The sequence below is a fragment of the Streptomyces sp. SAS_270 genome (assembly GCF_052543295.1).
Window position 1 is genome coordinate 1 of the sequence record NZ_JBMNDS010000085.1, and the last position, 20,289, is coordinate 20,289.

Annotated in this window: 18 protein-coding genes and 2 pseudogenes; 10 read left to right on the forward strand and 10 right to left on the reverse strand. The window is 68.9% G+C overall.

The annotated features are described in order from the left end of the window. Window positions 1-122: 122 nt before the first annotated feature. The 3 genes from ACN6LB_RS37745 to ACN6LB_RS37755 all read right to left on the reverse strand — a co-directional run bounded on the left by ACN6LB_RS37745 (window position 123) and on the right by ACN6LB_RS37755 (window position 2,883). Window positions 123-1,067, reverse strand: coding sequence for a hypothetical protein (locus ACN6LB_RS37745; protein ID WP_445029791.1), 945 nt, complete (start codon window positions 1,065-1,067; stop codon window positions 123-125). 359 nt (window positions 1,068-1,426) lie between these two features. Continuing rightward, complete coding sequence (locus tag ACN6LB_RS37750) at window positions 1,427-2,023, reverse strand: NADPH-dependent F420 reductase (RefSeq protein WP_445029792.1); 597 nt, start codon at window positions 2,021-2,023, stop codon at window positions 1,427-1,429. A gap of 41 nt (window positions 2,024-2,064) precedes the next feature. Then, window positions 2,065-2,883 carry an inositol monophosphatase family protein gene (locus tag ACN6LB_RS37755; RefSeq protein ID WP_445029793.1) on the reverse strand — a complete coding sequence of 273 codons (819 nt, stop codon included), beginning with the start codon at window positions 2,881-2,883 and terminating at the stop codon, window positions 2,065-2,067. Between the two features lie 138 nt (window positions 2,884-3,021). Here ACN6LB_RS37755 and ACN6LB_RS37760 point away from each other — a divergent pair, with 138 nt between their 5' ends. Next, window positions 3,022-3,960, forward strand: a complete 939-nt coding sequence (locus tag ACN6LB_RS37760) for a LysR family transcriptional regulator (RefSeq protein ID WP_445029794.1) — start codon at window positions 3,022-3,024, stop codon at window positions 3,958-3,960. A gap of 98 nt (window positions 3,961-4,058) precedes the next feature. Here the strand turns inward: ACN6LB_RS37760 and ACN6LB_RS37765 are convergent, their stop codons facing one another. Continuing rightward, window positions 4,059-4,670 carry a hypothetical protein gene (locus ACN6LB_RS37765; RefSeq protein ID WP_445029795.1) on the reverse strand — a complete coding sequence of 204 codons (612 nt, stop codon included), beginning with the start codon at window positions 4,668-4,670 and terminating at the stop codon, window positions 4,059-4,061. A gap of 493 nt (window positions 4,671-5,163) precedes the next feature. On the opposite strand from ACN6LB_RS37765, the gene ACN6LB_RS37770 reads away from it, so the two are divergent. Further along, on the forward strand, window positions 5,164-5,772 hold the full coding sequence (locus tag ACN6LB_RS37770; RefSeq protein ID WP_445029796.1) for a hypothetical protein: 609 nt from the start codon (window positions 5,164-5,166) through the stop codon (window positions 5,770-5,772). Window positions 5,773-6,012: 240 nt separating this feature from the next. Here ACN6LB_RS37770 and ACN6LB_RS37775 read toward each other — a convergent pair whose 3' ends face one another. Next, on the reverse strand, window positions 6,013-6,948 hold the full coding sequence (locus tag ACN6LB_RS37775) for an LLM class flavin-dependent oxidoreductase (RefSeq protein ID WP_445029797.1): 936 nt from the start codon (window positions 6,946-6,948) through the stop codon (window positions 6,013-6,015). A 111-nt stretch (window positions 6,949-7,059) separates the two neighbouring features. Between ACN6LB_RS37775 and ACN6LB_RS37780 the strand changes: the two genes are divergently transcribed. The 3 genes and pseudogenes from ACN6LB_RS37780 to ACN6LB_RS37790 form a co-directional block, all read left to right on the forward strand. After that, complete coding sequence (locus ACN6LB_RS37780; protein ID WP_445029798.1) at window positions 7,060-7,527, forward strand: MarR family winged helix-turn-helix transcriptional regulator; 468 nt, start codon at window positions 7,060-7,062, stop codon at window positions 7,525-7,527. A 659-nt stretch (window positions 7,528-8,186) separates the two neighbouring features. After that, window positions 8,187-9,791, forward strand: a complete 1,605-nt coding sequence (locus ACN6LB_RS37785) for a M48 family metallopeptidase (RefSeq protein WP_445029799.1) — start codon at window positions 8,187-8,189, stop codon at window positions 9,789-9,791. A 192-nt stretch (window positions 9,792-9,983) separates the two neighbouring features. Continuing rightward, window positions 9,984-10,174 (forward strand): annotated as a pseudogene (locus tag ACN6LB_RS37790) (IS630 family transposase); the annotation flags it as partial. 157 nt (window positions 10,175-10,331) lie between these two features. Here the strand turns inward: ACN6LB_RS37790 and ACN6LB_RS37795 are convergent. Both ACN6LB_RS37795 and ACN6LB_RS37800 read right to left on the reverse strand, forming a co-directional pair. Then, entirely contained in the window at window positions 10,332-10,868 is a 537-nt protein-coding gene (locus tag ACN6LB_RS37795; RefSeq protein WP_445029800.1) for a DinB family protein, read from the reverse strand. A 389-nt stretch (window positions 10,869-11,257) separates the two neighbouring features. Further along, entirely contained in the window at window positions 11,258-12,196 is a 939-nt protein-coding gene (locus ACN6LB_RS37800; RefSeq protein WP_445029802.1) for a MerR family transcriptional regulator, read from the reverse strand. A gap of 710 nt (window positions 12,197-12,906) precedes the next feature. Between ACN6LB_RS37800 and ACN6LB_RS37805 the strand changes: the two genes are divergently transcribed. Then, window positions 12,907-13,242, forward strand: a complete 336-nt coding sequence (locus ACN6LB_RS37805; protein WP_445029803.1) for a DUF6262 family protein — start codon at window positions 12,907-12,909, stop codon at window positions 13,240-13,242. A 228-nt stretch (window positions 13,243-13,470) separates the two neighbouring features. Here ACN6LB_RS37805 and ACN6LB_RS37810 read toward each other — a convergent pair whose 3' ends face one another. Beyond that, entirely contained in the window at window positions 13,471-14,082 is a 612-nt protein-coding gene (locus ACN6LB_RS37810; protein ID WP_445029804.1) for a TetR/AcrR family transcriptional regulator, read from the reverse strand. Between the two features lie 161 nt (window positions 14,083-14,243). On the opposite strand from ACN6LB_RS37810, the gene ACN6LB_RS37815 reads away from it, so the two are divergent. The 3 genes from ACN6LB_RS37815 to ACN6LB_RS37825 all read left to right on the forward strand — a co-directional run bounded on the left by ACN6LB_RS37815 (window position 14,244) and on the right by ACN6LB_RS37825 (window position 18,518). Continuing rightward, window positions 14,244-15,899, forward strand: a complete 1,656-nt coding sequence (locus ACN6LB_RS37815) for an amidohydrolase (RefSeq protein ID WP_445029805.1) — start codon at window positions 14,244-14,246, stop codon at window positions 15,897-15,899. Window positions 15,900-15,979: 80 nt separating this feature from the next. Beyond that, window positions 15,980-17,467, forward strand: a complete 1,488-nt coding sequence (locus ACN6LB_RS37820) for an APC family permease (protein WP_445029806.1) — start codon at window positions 15,980-15,982, stop codon at window positions 17,465-17,467. A 106-nt stretch (window positions 17,468-17,573) separates the two neighbouring features. Further along, window positions 17,574-18,518, forward strand: a complete 945-nt coding sequence (locus ACN6LB_RS37825; protein ID WP_445029807.1) for a hypothetical protein — start codon at window positions 17,574-17,576, stop codon at window positions 18,516-18,518. A 51-nt stretch (window positions 18,519-18,569) separates the two neighbouring features. Here the strand turns inward: ACN6LB_RS37825 and ACN6LB_RS37830 are convergent. Continuing rightward, a pseudogene (locus tag ACN6LB_RS37830) lies at window positions 18,570-18,951 on the reverse strand (MFS transporter); the annotation flags it as partial. A gap of 6 nt (window positions 18,952-18,957) precedes the next feature. On the opposite strand from ACN6LB_RS37830, the gene ACN6LB_RS37835 reads away from it, so the two are divergent. Further along, on the forward strand, window positions 18,958-19,110 hold the full coding sequence (locus ACN6LB_RS37835) for a hypothetical protein (RefSeq protein ID WP_445029826.1): 153 nt from the start codon (window positions 18,958-18,960) through the stop codon (window positions 19,108-19,110). 74 nt (window positions 19,111-19,184) lie between these two features. On the opposite strand, the gene ACN6LB_RS37840 is transcribed toward ACN6LB_RS37835, so the two are convergent. Continuing rightward, entirely contained in the window at window positions 19,185-20,177 is a 993-nt protein-coding gene (locus ACN6LB_RS37840; RefSeq protein WP_445029808.1) for an aldo/keto reductase, read from the reverse strand. Window positions 20,178-20,289: the final 112 nt, after the last annotated feature.

Consider the following 20,289-nt stretch of genomic DNA (forward strand, 5'->3'; position numbering starts at 1 on the left):
GATCCCGGGCCCCCCCTCCCGCACATCTGCCCAGGCGCCGGACCGGGCGGAGCGGCCTGCGGCTGTGGCCGGTCGGCACGGTTCTCGTGCTCACCGTCACCGCCGCGGGTCCGGGCCGGGGGTTACAAAGGCAGGATGCCCTGGGTCGGGAGTTTGCTGTTCTTCAGCCGGTCCATCAGCAGCGTCACAGTGCGCACCGGAGGCGGGTAGCCGCCGGAGCGCGCCGTCAGAAAGTCGGCTGTCTTGATCCGCCGGGGCGCGGCTCCGTGCGTGAGGTCGAGCAGGCCGCTGCTGATCAGCTCCTCTGCGAGCTGATCGAGTCCGTTCTCGTAGTCCTCGTAGACGGTCTTGGTGTCGCGCTGCACTGCGGCGTGGGCGTCGGCAAGGACGCGACGCACTCGCCGGCTGTGGTGGTAGTCGTCCTCGTCGTCCGGTTCGGGGAAGAGGCGTTCGGCGATCTCACATCGGTCGGCGGCGGTCCTGGCCGAGCGGAATTCGGGCAGCTGCCTGAGCTGTTGGGTCATGGCCGTCTGCCGCGCCTCCTCGACAGCAGGGTCTTCGGTCTGGTTGAGGCGTTCCTCCTCGGCGTGTTCCTTCAGCGCCAGCAGGTCCTGCAACCCGGCGTCCAGGTCCTCGTACCAGGGTGCTGTCATCTCCCAGAGGTGGGCGACACCGTGGTGGACGAAGCACAGTTCGACGCCAAGGGTGCGGCCGTCGTGAGGGCGCGCCTGTGCACGCAGGCTCTTGTATTGCCTCAGGGAGGCTTCGTCGAGCAGCATGTCGGGGGTCTGCTCCTCTTCGTCGCTGTCCGTCGCAGTGAGCACGACCTGGGCGAAGGAGTCGGCCTCGAAGCGCTCGATGTTCTGGTAGACCACCTTGACGCCCAACGCGTCGGCCAGGCCGCAGTATGCGTCGATCGTCATGTCCTCGGGTTCCAGGTGCACTGTGTGCTGTTCGTCAGCCGTTGCCAGAGCGGGCAGCAGATACACGGAGCGGTCTTCGGCCCATTGCCGAATCACGGTCGGCAGGTCGTCGGTGGGAACGGTCGCGGGCTGACGGGGTGTCATCTTCGTCTCCGGGATGAGAGGTGCCTGCCGCCGGGATGGGGCAGCCGCAGCTGAACCTAGGGAGGGGGTCTGACAGCGGCTGGCGCGTCAAAGCCGTGCAACGTTTCCCGCCGCGGGGCTGGGAGCGGCATGAAACTGCTGCTCACAGCACACCTCGGGGCCATTTCACCATCACGGGGCGATGTACTCGGGGGACCCTTGTCCGTCACATGCGTGCCGCCGGATTCCCTCTCCCGGGGTAACCGGCGGGGTCGTCGTGGCGCCGAGCGGAGGGGGAGGTTCGCGATGAGCTGATTGTTCTGACGGGTATGCCGAAGGCCTCGCGGTGGGCCCGCCGGGGGCGGTCCACTGTGTGCGGATCAGCGGGCGATCGAGATCGCGAAGGGCGCGAACCCGCTGGACCGAATCACGTGCGGCACGAACAGTATTGCGGCCTCCGTGGCGCGGGCGGTCTGGATCCCGCCGAGATCAGTGATCCACTCCTTGCGCCAGCCGAGGCTGGCAAGCAGTTCGCGGACAGTCTGCTTGGCCTGCGGGTCGTCGCCGGAGAGGAAGGCGTCGGGCGCCCGGGTGAGCATGGCCGGCGCAGTCATCACCGGGAAGAGCATGGTGTTGAGTGTCTTGACGACGCGCGTTTCGGGGAGCGCTTCCTGGAGTTGCTCGGCGAGGCTCGAGCCGGGGTAGATCAGGTCGGCGGGCAGCCCGTCCGGTCCGTCGACGGTGGCGTTGGAGACGTCGACGAGGATCTTGTCGCGCAGTTCCTCGCGCAGGGCGACGAGCCCGTCCAGCGAGCCGGCGCCCGGGGTGGCGTTGATGACGATCTGGGCGGTCCGGGCTGCGTCGGCGGCGGCGCCCGGCGCGCGGTCCGCCACGGTCACCTCATGCCCTGCCCGGGTGAGGGCTGTGGCCAGGTTGCCGCCGACTCGGCCGTTTCCGAGAACTGCGATCGTGGTCATGGTGATCTGGTCCTTCCATGCGTGCAGGTTGTGGTGCGCGGTCAGCGTGAGAGCGTGGCGACGGCTTCGGCGTGGACGCCGTGCGCGGCGGCCAGGAAGCTCTCGCTCTGCGGGGTCCAGGGGCGGCCCTCGGCGTCGGAGATCTGTCCGCCGGCCTCGGTGACGAGCAGCGCCCCGGGCAACAGGTCCGCGCGGGCGCCGGCGAACTGCCAGAAGGCGTCGATCCGGCCGGCGGCCACGTTCACCAGGTGCAGGGTCGCGGGCACGGCGGTGCGGACGACGAGCGCGTCGAAGAGCATCGCGGTGATCGAGGAGCCGACGCGCCGCACGACTTTCTCGTCCTCGTCCGGCCGGGCCTGGCTGGTGGCCACGATGCTCAGGCCGAGGTCCGCGGCCTGGGAGACGCGCAGCGGCCGGCCGTCGAGGTAGGCACCCGCACCGGCAAGCGCGGTGTAGGTCTCGCCGGTCAACGGCAGGTGGACCACGGTGAGTACCGGCTGGTTCTCGCGCACGAGGGTGGCGGTCACCGCCCACTCCGGCAGGGCGTGCAGGTGGTTGACGTTGCCTTCGGCCGGATCCACGACCCACCATTCGCCGGGCGGCAGCGCCCCGCCGTCCAGCTCGTCCTCCACCCAGCCGGCGTCCGGGCGCAGGTGCGTGAGGCGGGGGCGCAGGATGTCGAGGGCCGTGTTGTCGTTGGCGGCGAGTGCGCGCATCAGCTCTTCACGGGTCTGGTAGCCGACCACCTCGCCGAAGCGCTCGCGCAGCGCCGAACCGGCCGCGCGCACGGCGATCGCGGTCTGGCCGAGCAGGTCGGCGTCGGAGGCGGCGGCGTCAGTGGTCTGAAGCATTTCGGACATGGTGGAACTCCCGTGTCGAGGAGGGGTGATGAGGCCGGTCGGGCCGAGCTCTGCGTTCCGTCTTGCGCTCTTGTTTCGAAGGTATAGAGCCCTTTGATTAACTTCAAATGCATGTAAAGCACGGCTAGGATTACTCACATGCAATTGGATTTGAACCTGCTCGCCGCGCTCGACGCACTGCTGGAGGAGGGAAGTGTGGCTGGGGCGGCCGCACGCCTGCACGTCACCGCCCCCGCAATGAGCCGGAGTCTGGGCCGAATCCGGCGCACGACCGGGGACCAGATCCTGGTGCGCACCGGACGCACGATGACCCCCACCCCGTATGCCATCGCCGTCCGGGAACAGGTGCACGAGCTGCTGCACCAGGTCCAGGGGGTGCTGGCACCCAGCCGTGAACTCGATCTGGCAACGTTGGAGCGCACATTCACACTCCGCTGGCACGATTCCCTGGTCGCATTGAGCGGCCCCGCACTGCTCGCGGCCGTGCGCGGACAGGCACCGGGCGTGCGATTGCGCTTCGTCGCGGAATCGAGCATCGACACCCCCGAGTTGCGGCGCGGCGAGGTCGACCTGGAGGCCAACGCCAACCGCCCGAGCGCACCGGAGATCCGTGCCGAGAACGTGGGCGAGGCCCGCCTCGTCATCGTCGTGAGGCAGGGGCACCCCCTCACCCGTGTCAGGACCGTCACCGCAAAGCAGTACGCCGCCGCCGAGCACGTCACCGTCTCGCGGCGCGGCAACCTCAGCAATGCCCTCGACGACGCCCTCGCGCAGCTCGGCCTCACCCGCCACGTCGTGGCGACCGCGCCCACGGAAGCGGCCGCGCTGGAGTTCGTGCGCGGCTCCGATCTCCTGATCAGCGTCCCCGAAGCCACCACGCGGTCAGCGGTCGCCGACCTCGGCCTGGTCGTGCTCCCCCTCCCGCTCGAACTGCCGTCGGCACCGATATACCTGTCGTGGCATCAGCGCTACGACACCGACCACGCCCACGCCTGGCTGCGCGGGCTGGCGCGAACCGCGCTGGCCATGTGCGAAGCGTCGCCCCCGCCCCCGGATCGGTCTCCGCAGCCGAGCTGACCAACAGCCTCCGCATACGTCGGCACGCCCCCGGTGCGGCACCCGTCACATGTACCGGCATGGGACCTGAATCGCACATACAAGGCTTCGGCCACGGGTCAATTGGGCGGCATGGGCCGATCCAAAGCCGCGCACCCAGCACGGATGAAGAGCTGAAGCTTCCTCTGCGCCTCGTTGAAGCGCACTGATATCTGCTCATCCATTTCCGCGACGTCTTCCGGGGTCAGCACCCCTGACGTGGACCTCGACTCATGCTCCTCCGCACAGTTCAGCAGGTCCCGGAGACTCGAGATACATTCGTTCGCCCGAGCAGCCACCTCTTCAGGCCCTTGCAACTCGACCGCGTAGGAAGTCATCAACGCATTCCTGTATGCGTTCCGACCCCGCAAACGAATCTCTCCCACGTGCTCTGATTCGGAAGCATCCGGCAGGCATGACCGGTGATGGTCAAGGGCCGCTATCCGGGCCATCTGAGATTTCTCGGCGAACTCCTGATAGATCATCTTCCTGTGGTCTCGTCTCCACCGGTGATGCTCCAGGCGAAGATCCAATGCCTGCAGCCTCTCCTGCCTACGAGACTGACGCTCCTCCTGTTGCTCCAGGGCTTGATGCTTCGTGCGTTCCGACCGAAGGGCGAGGAACCCCGTCAGGCCACTACCGATCAAGGTTCCGATCAATCCCATGAAGGAGAGAAGCACTGAACTGGCCATGCTTAATGTTCTGCGCAGCCCGGCACACAATTACTCCTTTCTGCCGCCACAGCTGAGGCCGTGAGCCTTTCCGAATTCCCGCATCGGCCAGGCAGTTGGCCTGGCGCAAGGACACGGCAGCTGTAGTTCGTGAGGCGTAGAAAGCCGTAGCTGGTCAGCTTGGTGGGTGGGGTGCCTGAGGGCAGAGGTGCGGCCATCTGCATCGTGATCGTTTGTGACCACGGGTCAAGGCGTGGTGCCGTGCAGACCACGCCGGCGCTGACGATGCCCCGCAACCGCCGGCCGCTGTTCTTGGACGAGCATGTGCGGCATTTCGCCCGGCTGGAACGTTGGGTTCCGTTCGTGCGTACTATCACTACGCGGCTGCGAGCCGCGCAGTTGCTTCCCGCGGGCATCCCCGTCATCACTAGCGGAACCCGCTCCCCCATCTATGCGCGGCCTCGGCTCATCGTCTCTCACCGCCGTGGCCGCGAATGAAGAAAGGCCCCCTGTCATGTCTGACGTGCAAGCCCCGGCCACAGAACTGATGTCGCAGTACACCGCGCAGGTGACCGGCGACCTTGAGCGCAACGCCAAGGAGCAGGAACGTATCGCCGCGGACATCGAAGCACTGCAGGAGCAGATGCGCGCCCTGCAGGGTGACCACTCCGTACTGGTGAACATGCAGCAGGCCCTCGGCAGCGCACTCCCCACCACCGGGGCCAACTCCGCAGGCGCCCAGACCATGCCGCGCCAGGCATCACCCACGCCCCGGCAGAACAAGCCGAAGAAGGCGGCGCCCAAGAAGACCGCAGCCAAGGCCTCCTCAGCCGCCAAGGCCACCGTCACAGCCGCCAAGCCGAGCCTTGTCGATCTGATCCACGGCCATCTTGAGCAGCACAGCGAGCCGCGTTCCGCCGCCGAAATCACTACAGCGCTCGCGCAGGCCCACCCCGACCGCAACATCAAGGCGACCGTCGTGCGCACCACCCTCGAAAATCTGGTCGCCAAAAGCCGTGCGCATCGCGCCAAGCAGGGCTCATCCGTCTTCTACACCGCTGCAGCCACTGCGGAGTCCGCTGCGGCCGAGCCTCGGCACAAGACAGCGGCAGTGGCCGGTTGAACGCCCCGCAGGCGGACATCGCGCTGGCGTAGCCGACAGCCGACAGCCGACCGTCCGCCGATTGTGTTTCTCGTCGGTCCGGCCTGCAGGCGCAGCTTCTGGTCGTGGGAAGCGGCGGTTGCAGCAGTACCGCCGCCCTTCGCCACAACCACAGGAATAGTCAAGACCTGTGGATCAGTTGAGGTGAGTCAGCTCGGGCGGACAGGCCGGGAGGAGCACCTTTGGTGGCGGGCGGCCCTGTCATAAGAATCTTCCCGTTGCGCTGCGTACGGGTGTGATGATCTCGGTGGCGAGCCACCGGGCGGCTCGTGAGGGGTAGGGGCTCCGTAGGCTCAGCACGATGTGCGTCACGCCTGCGGCGATGAGCTCCGTGATTGCCTTGCGGTCGGTGGCCGGGTCGTCGTAGGAGACGATGTACTGCACGGAGCGGGTGATTGTCCGCGGATCACGGCCGATGGCGGCGCAGTGGTCATCGAGGACGGCACTGCGCTCGTTGATGTAGTCCAGCGTGTTGTGCGGCGGTCCAGGGATGTTCCAGATGTCGGCCTGCTCGGCGACCAGGCGGAGCGTCCTGTTTCCCCAGCCGCCGATCAACAGGGGCGGCCCTGACTGCTGAACAGGTTTCGGCTCGTTGTAGTTGCCGGTCAGCGTGTAGTAGCGCCCGTGGAAGTCGAAGACATCCCGCGTCCACATGCCACGGAGGATGCTGATGGTCTCCTCCAGGCGGGCGATGCCTTCGGCGGGCGGCACGAGTGTGAGGCCGTAGGCCGCGTACTCCGCGAGGGCCGGGTTGTCGCCGGGGATGCCACCCGCGTTGGGTGGCTGCACGGTACCGCCCACGCCGAGGCCCATGATCAAGCGGCCCCCGGAGATCACGTCGACTGTTGTGGCCATTTTGCCGAGGACGGCGGGCGGCCGGATCCGATTGCTCGTCACGAGCAGGCCCAGACGCAGCCGCTGAGTTCTGGCGGCCAGGGCGCTCAGCAGCGTCCACCCTTCGAGGATCTGCCCGTCCTTCGGGCCGGCGATCGGCATGAGGTGGTCCCACAGCCAGGCGTCCTTGATTTCGGGCAGCTCGTCGGCCTCCTGCCACACACGGAGGATGTCCTTGTAGGGGACCCGCATCGGGGTGGTCTTGATCCCGAACGTTACGGAAGGGAGGTTCTGGTCGGACATGGGTTGCCACGCGTCCTTCGAGTCGACACGTCGCCGTTGACGGCGATGCCATCATCACCGTAGCGGATCGTCAGTATCGCTGACTATCAGCCCTACGGATACGCTTCGGCCATGACTCGCGACGCACCGCCCGAGGTCCTCTCCTCCCGTCTCGGCTATCTGCTCAAGCACACGTACCTGCGTCTGACCGAGGAGTCCGCGCGGGCCTTGGCGCCGTACGGCATCGACGGCCGCGAACTGGCGGTTCTCGCCGTCCTCGACGCACATGACGAGCTGTCTCAACTGGAAGCGGCGGGCAAGCTGGGCATCGACCGCACCACCATGGTGGGCCTCATCGACGCATTGGAGGGCAAGGAACTCGTCGAGCGGCGGCGCAGCCCCAAGGACCGACGCAAAAACGTCGTGCAGCTGACGTCGGCCGGACAAGAGGGCCTGCGTGATGCCGAATCGGCCCGCCAGGAGATGGAACGTCGATTCCTCGCCCCGCTCTCCAGCACCGACGCCGCGCACCTGATCCGCACCTTGCAATCCCTCGTCGGTGTCCCGACGGGCGTCGGTCAGGCGTCTGACTCGGCATGACGGCAGCGTGACGGTGGCCCGTATCCGTGGACTTCCGCGATCAGCGAGACGGGGCTCCAACCCGCTGAAGATCAGGCTGCCTGATCCTTGGGGCGTTCGACGAGTTGCCCCCGTTCGAAGCGGGCTCCGGCGCGACGAGGGCGACGAGTTGGGGCGTTCAAGGGCGCCTTCGGCGGCCCTCCGCGCTGGGCTCCGCCCGCCCGGGACAGTCCGACCCGCCCCTGGACCTGGCTGGCTATCGGGCGGCCCCTCCCCTGTGGCGTCGGGGTGTGACTGGCGACCTCGCGTAATCGGGAGTCGCGTATTCCTCAGTTGCTGAGGGCTCGTGGTCATTGTGAGTGGTCGCCGGGGGCATCGTGGCGCCAGGTTCCTCCGGCCTCTTCGGCGAGGCGGGCTGTCGTGTCGTCGTTATAGCCGAGCATCCGGGCGGCCACCGGGGTCGGGCCCTGGAGGACGACGGCCGAGGAGGCACTCCGGCGGGGCACCGCCCCAACCGGCCGGTCGCGCCCAGGCGGTAGGTTCGCCCGGCCTGCCGGGGCGTCCCCGCCGCACAGGGCGCCACCAGGGGGAACGGCCCGCCGATCAAGTTGCCGTAAGCGCCCCTGGGGCCGCATGATGCGATCCGCACCGCACTTCATCCCGGGGGGGGATCTGTCCATATGGGCGCTTCGCTGCGCGCTCTGCGCGCCCTTGTCCTGCTCGCGGGCTTCTACCTGCTGGGCGTCGTCCTGCTGGCAGCGCTGGCCGGCATCGACTACGCCGCCATCAGGAGCATGCCGGAGGACACCGCCGACAGCATCGTCGTCTTCTCCGTCGTCCTCGCGATCCCGGTCGTGCGCGGCCTGTTCATGCTGCGCACCCCCAAGGTCGAGCCTCCGGCCGGCATCACCGTCACCGTCAGCGAGGCCCAGGAGCCCGCGCTGTGGGAGGCCATGCGCGATGTCGCACGCCAGGTCGGCACGCGAGCGCCCGACGAGATCGTGCTGATCGAGCACGTGAACGCGGCCGTCAGCGAGGACTCCTCGCTGCTGGGCCTGCGGCCCGGTGCCCGTCGCCTCTACCTCGGCCTGCCGCTGATGATGGGCCTGGACGAGATGCAGCTGCGCGCCGTACTGGCACACGAGATGGGCCACTACGCCAACTTCGACACCCTCCTCACCCCGCTGATCGCCCGTGGTCGCGCCCAACTGATACACACCGTCGCCCACTTCCACGAGCGCTCCGACACCAAGCAGGCCAAGGAGCGCGAGAGGCAGGAGAAGAAGGCCGCCAAGCGGGCGGCCAAGGGCAAGAAGACCCTGATGGTCGACACCCCGGGCCTGGGGGCGACGTACCGCGGCATGGCCAGGATCTACACGGCGTACGGCAACTTCTACATGCGCGCCACACTCACCACCTCCCGCCGCCAGGAGCTCGCCGCCGACCTGGCCTCGGCCCGGGTCGCCGGACGCGACTCCGCCGCGTCCGCGCTGCGCGAGCTCAATGCCCTCGGCTCGGCGCACGCGTTCTACATGAGCTCGTACGCCACCCTCGGCGTCGGCGCCGGTCTGCTGCCCCGGCCCGGCGAGGTCTTCGGCGGCCTGCGCCGGCTCCTCGACGCCCGCTCGGCCGAGCTGGAGGAGCTGCGCCGGGAGCTGTCGACCGAGCCCGCCTCCCCGTACGACTCCCACCCCTCGCTCGCCGAGCGGGTGGCCCGGATCGAGGCCATGCCCGACGACGGCCGCGGCCGACAGGCAGCGCGGCCCGCTCTGGAGCTGCTGGCCGACCCGGACGCGGTGCTGGCCGCGCTGGAGCAGGCCGTCCTCACCCCGGAGGCGCTCGCACTCAAGCGGGTGGACTGGGAGGACCTGGTCCACGAGTCGATGACCTTGTACGTCACCCAAGGCACGGCGGACATCCGGGAGGCCCTCTCCGCCGAGGGCGCGGGCCCCGACCTCCAGGCTCTGCTCGACGCGATCGACGCCGACCCGGCCGTGCGCTGGCGGATCGCCGACCGGTTCCCGAAGTCCGAGCAGGCGGCGGCCGCAACCGGCAGCACTGCCCGCGAGTTCTCCCGCCTGGCGCTGCGGCGGGCCCTGAACCAGCTGGTCACCAGGGAACTGACGGCCCGCGGCGCCGCACGCTGGCAGCTGTCCTGGTCCGACTCAGCCACCCTGCGCTATCCCGCAGACGGCTTCGAGGACCAGCTCGGCCTGGCCCTGGACGCGGCCGTCGCGGACCAGCCCGACACCGAATCCCTGCGAAAGCTGGTGCTCGCCCCGTGACCGGCCTCTACATCCTGGGGCATGCTGCTGTTCGGCGCGTTCAAGTTCCTGCGCGGCGACTACGTCATCCGCAAGGCGAAGCGGCTGGAAGGCGAGAGCGCGACGCCGAACGGCTGCCGCCGAAGTGAGTGTGCCCACGTTCCCCAGGTTCACGATCGTGTCGTCGATCAGGCAGGTGCAGCACGACACGGGCAGTCCACCAGCGCCAACTCAAACTACCCCAACACACCGTGCAGAGCCGGGCGTTGCACGCCTACCTGCGGTGGCGCAATGCCAACGCCCGACACCGCGACGTCCTGGCCGCCGAACGCAAGGAACGCGCCCGCATCCGCTGCGAGAAAGGCATCCGCTGGGGCGGTCGGCCCCTCGCCCCGGCGGTGTGACCGTCAGCGATGTGTGGCCAGGTTCGGTCCGCAAGACTCCTGATGACCAGCCTGTACTCACGGGTGGTTGGCAATTTTGCTCAGCGGTAGCCGGCCAGTACGGTACCGATTCATCGCATGCTGGGCTGCGGCATGCTTCGTGGGGCGCAGCGGCAGGCTACTCGCCAGTGACGCCATCGATGGCCTCACGGAGGAGATCCACATGGCCGACGTGGCGGGCGTACTCCTCGATCACGTGCTCAAGGACGAACCGCACATCGGTGTCACCGAATTCCGGGTTCGGCACGATACGCGCGACGTCGACGGTCACCTTCGCGAATGCCTGCCGCGACTCCTCGCACGCCTTGAGGTAGTCCTCGTAGACATCCCTGGCCGGCGTAGCGTCCGACTCGTCGTACCACTCGCCACTGTCAGCGGTGACGTAGGTCCGATAGGGAAAGAAGCGAGGCGTCGTGCCGGCCAACGTCCGCTGGAACCAGGCACGCTCAACCCCCTGTAGATGGCGCATGAGCCCCAGCAGGGTCAACGCCGACGACCGCACAGGACGTAGCCGCAGTTGTGCCTCCGAGAGGCCCTCGCACTTCCACAAGAAAGTCGCTCGGTGGTAGTCGAGATTCGAGGCGATCACCTCCAGCCACGGGCCCGATACTGCGCGCTCAGGTCGGACGATCTTCTGGACCACAATGTCGCTCACGCTGGAATCTCCTCACCAGTCATCAAGCTTGGTCGAGTTCGCACGTGCCCACGATCCGAGGACCGACCGGTGCCTCTACCGGCACCTCATGAGCACGTCCGCCCAAGGAGACCTCTCTTCGTATCGGAACTCATCGCTCGATGCCTCCTCGGGAGTTGCCCTGCGCGGCTGTCGGCTCGGCGTCACTGAGCGTGGGCGTGATTCCGACGGTAGGCCGTCACGGCGCCAGCCACGGCGAAGCCTTCAGCTCGTCGTCAATCCGGGCAGAGAGTGCCGTTGCGAGGGTGTCCAGGTCGTTCGTCACACATTGACGTTGGACGCCCTCGTCCCATGTCCGCAGGCGATCCCCTGGACTCATTCAGGGATCCAGGGCGTGCCCACTGCGGTGACTATGCGTCACGGTCCTTTCGCAGGGCCTGGATGAGCCAGGGGTACACCGGGATCAGGTTCGGTACGATCTGCCAGCCGTTGACGATCCACACCAGCCGCCAGTATCGGTCGACCCGGGGATCGTGCGCCTCTTCGAACTGCTGGGCCATCCAGTCCCGGAATTCCGTGTCAGGGGTGCGCGCGAGCACCTCGGCGAAGCGGTGCACGAGGTCGTCGATGACGGGTGCGCCCCTGTCGCTGAGCGGGTCGATGCCCGACTCCATGGCCTCGGCCACCTTCTGACGGGTGAATTCCATCAGTTCCTCGCCGGCATCGCATTCGATGCCGAGCGGGCGCCCGGCGGCCTGACGTACGGCCGTCCGGCGCATCCTGGTACGGAAATCCTCGTCGCCGACCAGCTCGGCGAGCTCCACCCACGCGGCGATCTGATCGCTGGTCGGATCATCGGGGAGGTCGGGAGTGGCAGCGCGAACCATGGTCACCGCGGCCGGGTCGGCGTCCCCTGTGCCGAAGGTGCCATCCACGAAATCGTCGATCAAACGTCGGCGTTCCTCGCCGGACAACTGCGTGAGCCTGTGCATGAGTGTGGTCTCCTCGGGACTGGCCCCGCGTCTGGCCACGACTCGCAGAACGCTCCGACGCAGCTGCAGCACCCGGATCTGGACGTCCATGGCGTCGGCGTGCGCCGCGGCGACTTCCGCCACCGAGAGCTCGCGGTCCAGTACCCGTTGAATCGTGGCCAGGTCCATGCCCAGCTCGCGCAGTGTGCGGAGGAGTTCCAGACGAAGCAGTGCGTCGAGGTCGTAGAGCCGGTAACCGGCGGGACTACGGGTGGTCGGCGCTACCACCCCCGAATCGGAGTAGAACCGGATGGTCCTCACGGACAAGCCGGTCCGCCGGGAAAGCTCCCCGATCGAGTAGAGGGTCGTAACGTCCATGTCCCCCACTCTGCTGTCTCCAGTCACTGGAGACTCAACACCATTCCCAAGCGGGGCCCCGACCGAGACGTCCTCCGCGTTGCTGAAGCATGCGTCGTGTGCTCTCCGCGGGCCGCCAGGATGAATCGGGCACGCCTTGCACGTGCTGGGCGAGCGATGCCAGCGACATGCGACACCGCTCACTGGCGGCCTACGGCTACGAGCCCTTGGACTCAATCATCGGGATTCCTCCGTGGATACCCCCGCCTTCGGGTGGGGGAGGAAACGGACTCCTGCGGAGCAGGGCAGGGATAGCCGATTCGCCGCCAGGGAGGATCGGCGTTCACTGCCAACGACCCGCAGGCGGGTGGTGGTTTGCATGCCGTCCGGTCGGCGATAACCAAGCTGGCTGGGCCTACCGCCGGGCTGGCGGGATGTCAGGTCTGTGGAGCTGGCGTAAGACTGCTGGACGTACCAACGTCCCTTGCCGTTGATTCGGGGCAGCTGCTGCCTGAGAAGCAGAAAGCTCAACCCGCGAGGGAAGAATCCCCCTGCTTCAGCCGCGGGAGAAGTCAACTAGATGAGTTTGAAGACCATCGCGAGGGCGGCGGCCCGGCTGCCGCACTCGTAGTGACCTTCGTTCGGGGTCTCACAATGGCGGACGGCGGTTTCCTCCTGCGCCGGCGCGCGAACAGCGGGTGAGTGGGACCGAGTCGTACCGAGACGCACGCGTGGCCCGGTTGCGCCGCGCCAGACAGACAGACAGCGTCGCCAAGACCACACGGGCCCCAAGCGCCATCAGTGACCTGCTCAAAGCCGGACAGCGCATCACCTTCGCCCGTGTTTCACGGGAGGCGAACGTGTCGACCTGGTTCGTCCACGACAAGCCCGAGGTCAAGGCCGCGCTCCTGGACGCGATGAACGACCAGACCCGTCACGGGGCAGAAGCCGCCGCAACTCCCCGATCCGAGCGGGCCACACCCGCTCAAGCTGCGGCACTCACCAGGTCGCGATCGGCGCCAAACCCGCGGGCTGGCGCCCTGGTAAGCCCGGTCGGCCAGGACTGAGACTGTCGCTCGCAGATGCGGATGATCCGGTGGCCGCGGTCGAGAAGGCCCAGTCGGCCACGTACGAGAAGAAGGTCCCGTTGGGCAGCAGCTGTTGGATGCTGCCACGTGCCATCGACCTCCTGAGCAGATGCGGACGCCAGGTGGCGAGGCAGGCCGCAGCCTTTTGGCCGAGGGGGCCGTGGTGCTGTGTTGACCGGCCGAGCCTGGCGACGTGCACGACTGCCGTCAGTGACGCAGCAGGTCGCGGAATCCGGTGAGCAGGGCGCGCAGCCCGAGGTCGAAGGCCAGGGTGGCGCGGCTGCGGTCGGCGGGGGTCTGGTCAAGTACGGCGCTGAGGTGCGGAGTCGCGTCGCGGGCGACGTCGGAGACCATCACGGGCGGCGCCACCAGGTCGAGGGCGGAGCCGAGAACGAAACTCTCCAGTGCGGTGATCAGCGGCATGACCTCATGCGTGGCGAAACCGGCATCCAGGAGCAGCTCCGCGACCTTCTCGTACATCGCGTGCATGAACGGCTCGGCCAGCGGGGCGGTGGCGAGCAGGGGTACCGCCCCCGGGTGGGCGGCGAAGGCGGCGAGGTAGGAACGGGCCCAGCCCTCCAGGGACTTGTCCCAGGGCTGTGACCAGTCCTGGTCGTCTCCGGTTGTCAGGGCGAGTTCCTCGCGCATCAGCGAGATGATGTCGTCGCGGCCGGCGACGTGGTGGTAGAGCGCGGACGGGGCGACGCCCAGGGCTTTGGCCAGGGCCGGGATGGAGAAGGCGCCCTTCTCGTCGGCCAGACGCAGTGCCGCGGCACCGATGCGCCGGCGGTCCAGCAGGGGTGTGCGCGGCCGTCCCACGGTGGCTCCTCGGAGAAATCGTCTTCATTGGTCGTAACCCAGACGTTACCGAATGGCATTCAGTAAAACTCTTCCCAGCCGCCTGGACGGCGCCTACATTACCGGAAACCGAACGCCTTTCAGTTAGGCGGCCGGCCGAAGGAAAGGCACCGCCACACGCCATGCACGCCGACATCGTCTTCACCGGAGGGACCGTCCGGACCGGGGCCGCAGATGCCCCCGTCCACGACGCCCTCGCCGTCACCGGCGGCCGGATCACCGCCCTCGGAGCACCGGCGCTGGCCGCCCGGGGACCGCGTACCACCGTCGTCGACCTGGCCGGCGGGGCCCTGCTGCCGGCGTTCGGCGACGGACATGTGCACCCCGTGATGGGAGGACTGGGTCTGGCCGGCGTGCCGGTCCGGGACCGTGGAAGCGTCGAGGAGATCGTCGAGACCGTACGAGCCTGGGCCGCCGAACACCCGGAGACGGAGTGGATCACCGGTGACGGCTTCGACCCGTGGCTCGCCCCCGACGGCCGGTTCGACGCCCGGAGGCTGGACGCCGCCGTACCCGACCGTCCCGTCGTCCTGCGCACCATGGACCACCACACCGCCTGGGTGAACAGCGAGGCCCTGCGCCGGGCCGGTTACACCGCCTGCACCCCGGACCCGACGGGCGGGGAGATCCTGCGCCGGGACGGATCATCCGAGCCGCTGGGCACCCTGCGCGAGTTCGGAGCTCTCGGCCCGGTGCTCGCCCTCATTCCCACGGCGTCCCACGAGGCACAGGTGGCGGCGCTGCGCGAAGCCGCAGCCCGGTTCGCCGCCGCCGGCGTGACCTGGGTACAGGATGCCTGGGTCGAGCCGCACCAGGCCGACGTCTGGGTCACCGCCGCGACCACAGAGCCGGGGCTTCCCCTGCGAGCCGACCTCGCCTTCGTCCTGGAACCCGACGGCTGGCGCGAGCGCCTCCTCCGGTTCACGGCGGACCGGGAGAAGGTGGAGAGCTCCGCTCCCGGGCTACTGACCGCGCGGTCCGTGAAGTTCTTCGCCGACGGCGTCATCGAGTCCGGCACCGCAGCCCTCCTCGAGCCCTACACCGACTGCCCGCACTCGCACGGCATCGCCAACTGGACCCCCGGGGAACTCGCCGAGGCCGTCACCGCCGTCGACGCACTCGGCTTCCGCGCGCACCTCCACGCCATCGGCGACGGCGGAGTCCGGACGGCTCTGGACGCAATCGAGGCCGCCGTCGGCGCCAACGGCGCCCGCGACCGCCGTCCGGTCATCGCCCACGCCCAGCTCATCGACCCCACCGATCTGGCCCGGTTCGCCGCACTCGGCGTGGTCGCCAACCTCCAGCCGCTGTGGGCCCAGCCCGACCCCCTGATGACCGAGCTGACGCTGCCGAGGATCGGCCCGGAACGCGGCGGGCGGCAGTACCAGATCGCCGCCCTGCTCGGCTCCGGCGCCCGGCTCTCGTTCGGCAGCGACTGGCCGGTCACCGCCCATGAACCACTGCGGGGCATCGCCACCGCAGTGACCCGTCAGACGCCCGAGGGTGTTCCCGAGGGCGGCTGGCTCCCCGAGGAGCGGATCGACCTCGACACCGCTCTCGCCGCCTACTCCGCAGGATGCGCCCACCAGGCGTTCGAGGAGAAGGAATGGGGCGCGCTGCGTCCCGGAATGCGCGCCGACCTGGTGCATCTCGCCGCCGACCCGGCCGAGACCGCCCCAGCTGACCTCGCGCGCCTCCCCGTCCTGGGCACCTGGCTCGCCGGCCGGCGTACTCACGACGCCACCACCCCCCGCAGCACGCGTGCCGGGAGACGATAGACCCACGTCGTCGTCACGACCGGTCTGCGTCTCCTGGACGTTCCACCCGCTCCCCGACCACACACCACGCGGAGACCTCCATGACCGAGCCCCTCGTCCCCACCGCTCCGCAGCAGCCCCCACCGGCCGCCGGGACCGATCAGGGCCATCACCTCCAGCGCGGCAGCCTCGGCGTCGCCGACATCGTCTTCTTCGTCGTCGCCGCGGCCGCCCCGCTCACCGTGATGGCCGGCGTCGCCCCCCTCGCCATCCTCTTCGGCGGCATCGGCGCCCCGGTCGCCTATCTCGCCATCGGCGTGGTGCTGGTCCTCTTCGCGGTCGGCTTCACCGCGATGACGCCGTACATCCGCAACACCGGCGCCTTCTACTCGTACATCGCCCGAGGCCTCGGACGTCCGGCAGGGCTGGGGGCGGCGCTCCTCGCGGTGTTCTCGTACAACTCCCTTCAGATCGGCATGTTCGGCGCCTTCGGCTTCTTCGCCTCCACCACCGCGAACGACCTCCTCGGCGTCGACCTGCCCTGGCCGGTGTACGCCTTCGCCGGGATCGCCGTCGTCTGGTTCCTGGGCTTCCGCTCCATCAACCTCGGCGCCAAGGTCCTGGCCGCCCTGCTGATCGCGGAGACCGCCATCCTGGTGCTGCTCGCCGGCGCCGTCCTGGTCAAGGGCGGCGCGCACGGCCTGAGCTTCGACTCCTTCGCCCCCTCGAACATCTTCGTCTCGGGGATGAGCGGACCCCTCGGTCTCGCCGTCGCCGCATTCATAGGCTTCGAGGCCACCGCCATCTACCGCGAGGAGGCCCGCGACCCCGACCGCACCGTGCCCCGCGCCACCTACCTCGCCGTCGGCTTCCTCGGCCTCTTCTACGCCTTCATCGCCTGGATCATCGTGCAGGCCTTCGGCAGCGACCAGGCCGTCGCCGTCGCCGCGAAGAACCCGGCGGAGATGTTCTTCACCGCCATGACCCAGTACGTCGGCGGCTGGGCGACCGACGTCCAGCGCGTCCTGATCGTCACCAGCGTGCTCGCCGCCCTGCTCGCCTTCCACAACGCCATCACCCGCTACGTCTACGCCCTGTCCGTCGAGAGTGTCGCCCCCGCGGCGCTGAGCCGCGTGCACCCCAGGCACGGCTCGCCGTGGATGGCCGGCATCGCCCAGAGCCTCCTGGCGGTCGTGGTCGTCGCCGTCTTCGCCATGATCGGCGTCGACCCCTACACCAAGTTCTTCCTGTGGGTGAACACTCCCGGTGTGGTCGGCATCCTCGTCCTGCAGGCGCTGGCGGCCTTCGCGGTGGTCTCCTTCTTCCGCCGCAACTCCGCCGAGCACGGCGAGGGACGCATGCGCACCCTCCTCGCGCCCGCCGCGGCCGGCGTCCTCCTCACCGCTGTCACCGTGCTGGTCTGCAAGCGCCTGGACCTGTTCACCGGCGCGGGCCCGACCGTCAACTGGGCGCTGGTCGCGCTCACCCCGGCAGTGTTCCTGGCCGGCATGGCCCTCGCCGCGCACATCCGCCGCACCCGGCCCGACGTCTACGCCAAGCTGGCCACCACCGACGTCGACGCCACCTGACGTGAGGACAGGGGCGGTCCCGGCTTCCGGCCTCAGGCCGGCACACGGGACCGTCCCGCACCGTACGTCCGACCCACGAGACGCCCCACGAGGAGCGTGAACGGTCATGATCCGCGGCCTGGGCAGAAAGCCGACACCGCGCCTCGCCGCGGAACTCGACGACGCCGAACTGGGCCGCGCGTGCCGGCAACTCACCGGCAGAGCCACCGCACGGACGCTCGCCGCCCCGATTGTCGAGCGGCTGCTCGACGACACCGGTCGCGACTGGGACCGCCAGGCCCATCGACTGGCCGCCCTGGCCGCCGTGACGCGCCCGAGCGTCCAGCGCTCCTGGGCCGAACTGCGTCCCGACCGCCCCGACGCGCACACCCTGTTCGCCTGGGGAATCATGGCGCGCGGCACCCGCACACCCTTGCACCACGACGAGTTCGAGCAGGCCTTCCGCGCCTGCGCGGCGGCGGCCCGCCTGGATCCCTACGACCCCAATCCGTGGGTGGTGCGCCTCGGGCTGCTCCGCCAGTGGCGCAGGCCGCGCACGGAGGTCTTCCCCGTGTGGAGGGAGATCGTCGCGAGAGACGCCTGGCACCGCGAGGCTCATCTGCAGATGTACGGATACCTCTCGCCCCGGGAGTGCGGCTCCCTCGCCCAGTCCATGGACTTCGTCGACCAGGTAAGGGCCACGGCACCGGCCACGGCACCGACAGTCGGCCTCACGCTGCTGGCGTTGATCGACCGTTTCCACACCGCTCGGTCCAAAGGCGGTGTCCACGCACTCACAGCCGACCACCTGTGGAGCGGGTACGAAGCCACCCGGATTCTGGAACCGGCCCAGGCCGACTGGCCCCGGCCGGGTTATCTGCCGTACGCGGCGGCCATCGCCGACCTCAACCTTGTGGCCTACGCCCTCTGCGCCGCCAGAGAACCAGCCCGCGCGGCCCCGGTCTTCCGCACCATCGCCGGCATCGTCACCCCCCTCCCCTGGGGTCACGACGGCCGCGACCCTCTTCTCGCCTTCACCACCGCCCAGCGATGGGCCGACGCAAGCCCTTGATCAAGCAACAGCCCGAGCAGCGGTCCGGTGCGGTCTACGCCGAGCCCGCTCCCGGGCCGTCTGGTCCGGGCCGGACTCCCCGGCGTCCGAGAGCGCGAGAGGGAAGCCGAGCCAGGCGCCCAGCCCCACAGCAGCACGGCGACTCCGGCCAGGACAGCGTTGTCAGAGACGATCACGATGAGCAGGCCGAGCGCACCGGAGAGGGCGCTGGCGCGCACGACGACGGTACGGCCGAAGCGGTCAAGGAAGAAGGCGGCACCAAAGCGGCCCAGCGTCATCACTGCGGCGAAACCGGCGTACACGAGGGAGCCCGCCGTAGCGTCCATGCCATGTCCATCGGCCACATCAGCGGCAGCCAGTCGTTCGCCGACCCCTCGGCCAGCGCCATCGCCATCGCGCCGATGAACAGAAGCCGCCCGTCTCTCCAGACCGCCGTGCGATGCGTGCCGACCCCGCTTCGTGCGCCTCTTCGGGCGCGGCGCGGCCGGTGCCCGCCGAGCGGTACTCCTCGGTCGAGCTCGCCGACGACCCGCTCGAGGTCCGCACCGACCGTCCGGCCGCCTGCGACGAGCTGCCGGTCCACCTCTCCTGAGCCGGACTGCCGGCTCCCCCGCATCGAGGGCCGTACGGGACGCTGACGCCCGAACGCTCCTCGGGCGCTCGGAGTCAGTCGGTCGACATCGTGGCCAGCATGGCGGCCGGGTAACGGCTTCCCGCGGAGCCCCGGGGAAGGATCTGCCTGATCTGCTCGAGGTCGGCGTCGGTGAGTTCGACGTCTGCCGCGGCGGCGTTCTCCGCCAGGCGGCCGGCGTTGCGGGTGCCGGGGATCGGGACCACGTCGTCGCCCTGGGCGAGCAGCCAGGCCAGCGCGAGCTGCGCGGCGGTGATGCCCTTGGCGGCGGCGAGCTTCTTCAGCTGCTCGGTGGCGTTGAGGTTGTACGTGTAGTTGTCACCCTGCCACCGCTCGTCCCAGCTGCGCATGTCGTCCGCCGGATACTCGGCGGCGGGCTTGACCACGCCGGTCAGGAAGCCGCGGCCGAGCGGGGAGTACGGGACAAGGCCGATGCCCAGCTCCCGCAGCACCGGCAGGATCTTCTCCTCCACCGCCCGCTCGAAGAGCGAGTACTCGGACTGCAGGACCGAGACCGGGGTGACGGCGTGGGCGCGGCGGATGTACTGGGGGCCCACGTTGCTCAGGCCGAAATACTTGACCTTGCCCTCGGCGATCAGTTCGCCGACCACGCCCGCGACCTCCTCGGCGGGCACATCGGGGTCGGCGGCGTGCTGGTAGAACAGGTCGATGCGGTCGGTCTGCAGATAGCGCAGGCTGTTCTCGGCGACCTTGCGAATGTTCTCCGGTCGGCTGTTGAAGCCGGCGCCGATCTGCTGCGCGGTCATGTCGAACCCGAACTTGGTGGCCAGGACCACCTCGTCGCGGAAGTCCTTCACGGCCTCGCCGAGCAGGATCTCGTTGCTGCCGGTGCCGAGGCCGTACAGCTCGGCGGTGTCGAAGAAATCGATCCCGAGTTCGTGGGCGCGGCGGATGGTGGCGGTGCTCTCGTCGTCGTTCGAGGAGCCGTAGGCGAGGGTCATCCCCATGGTGCCGAGGCCGAGCGCCGAGACGCGCAGGCCCTGGGATCCCAGATCACGGTGGTGCATGAGTTCTCTCCAGACATGGGTACGAGTCCGGCCAGTTCCAAACCGAACCGTTCGGTTTGACTGTAACGCCGACCCACCACATTTCCAAACCAAACAGTTTGGTCACTTATCC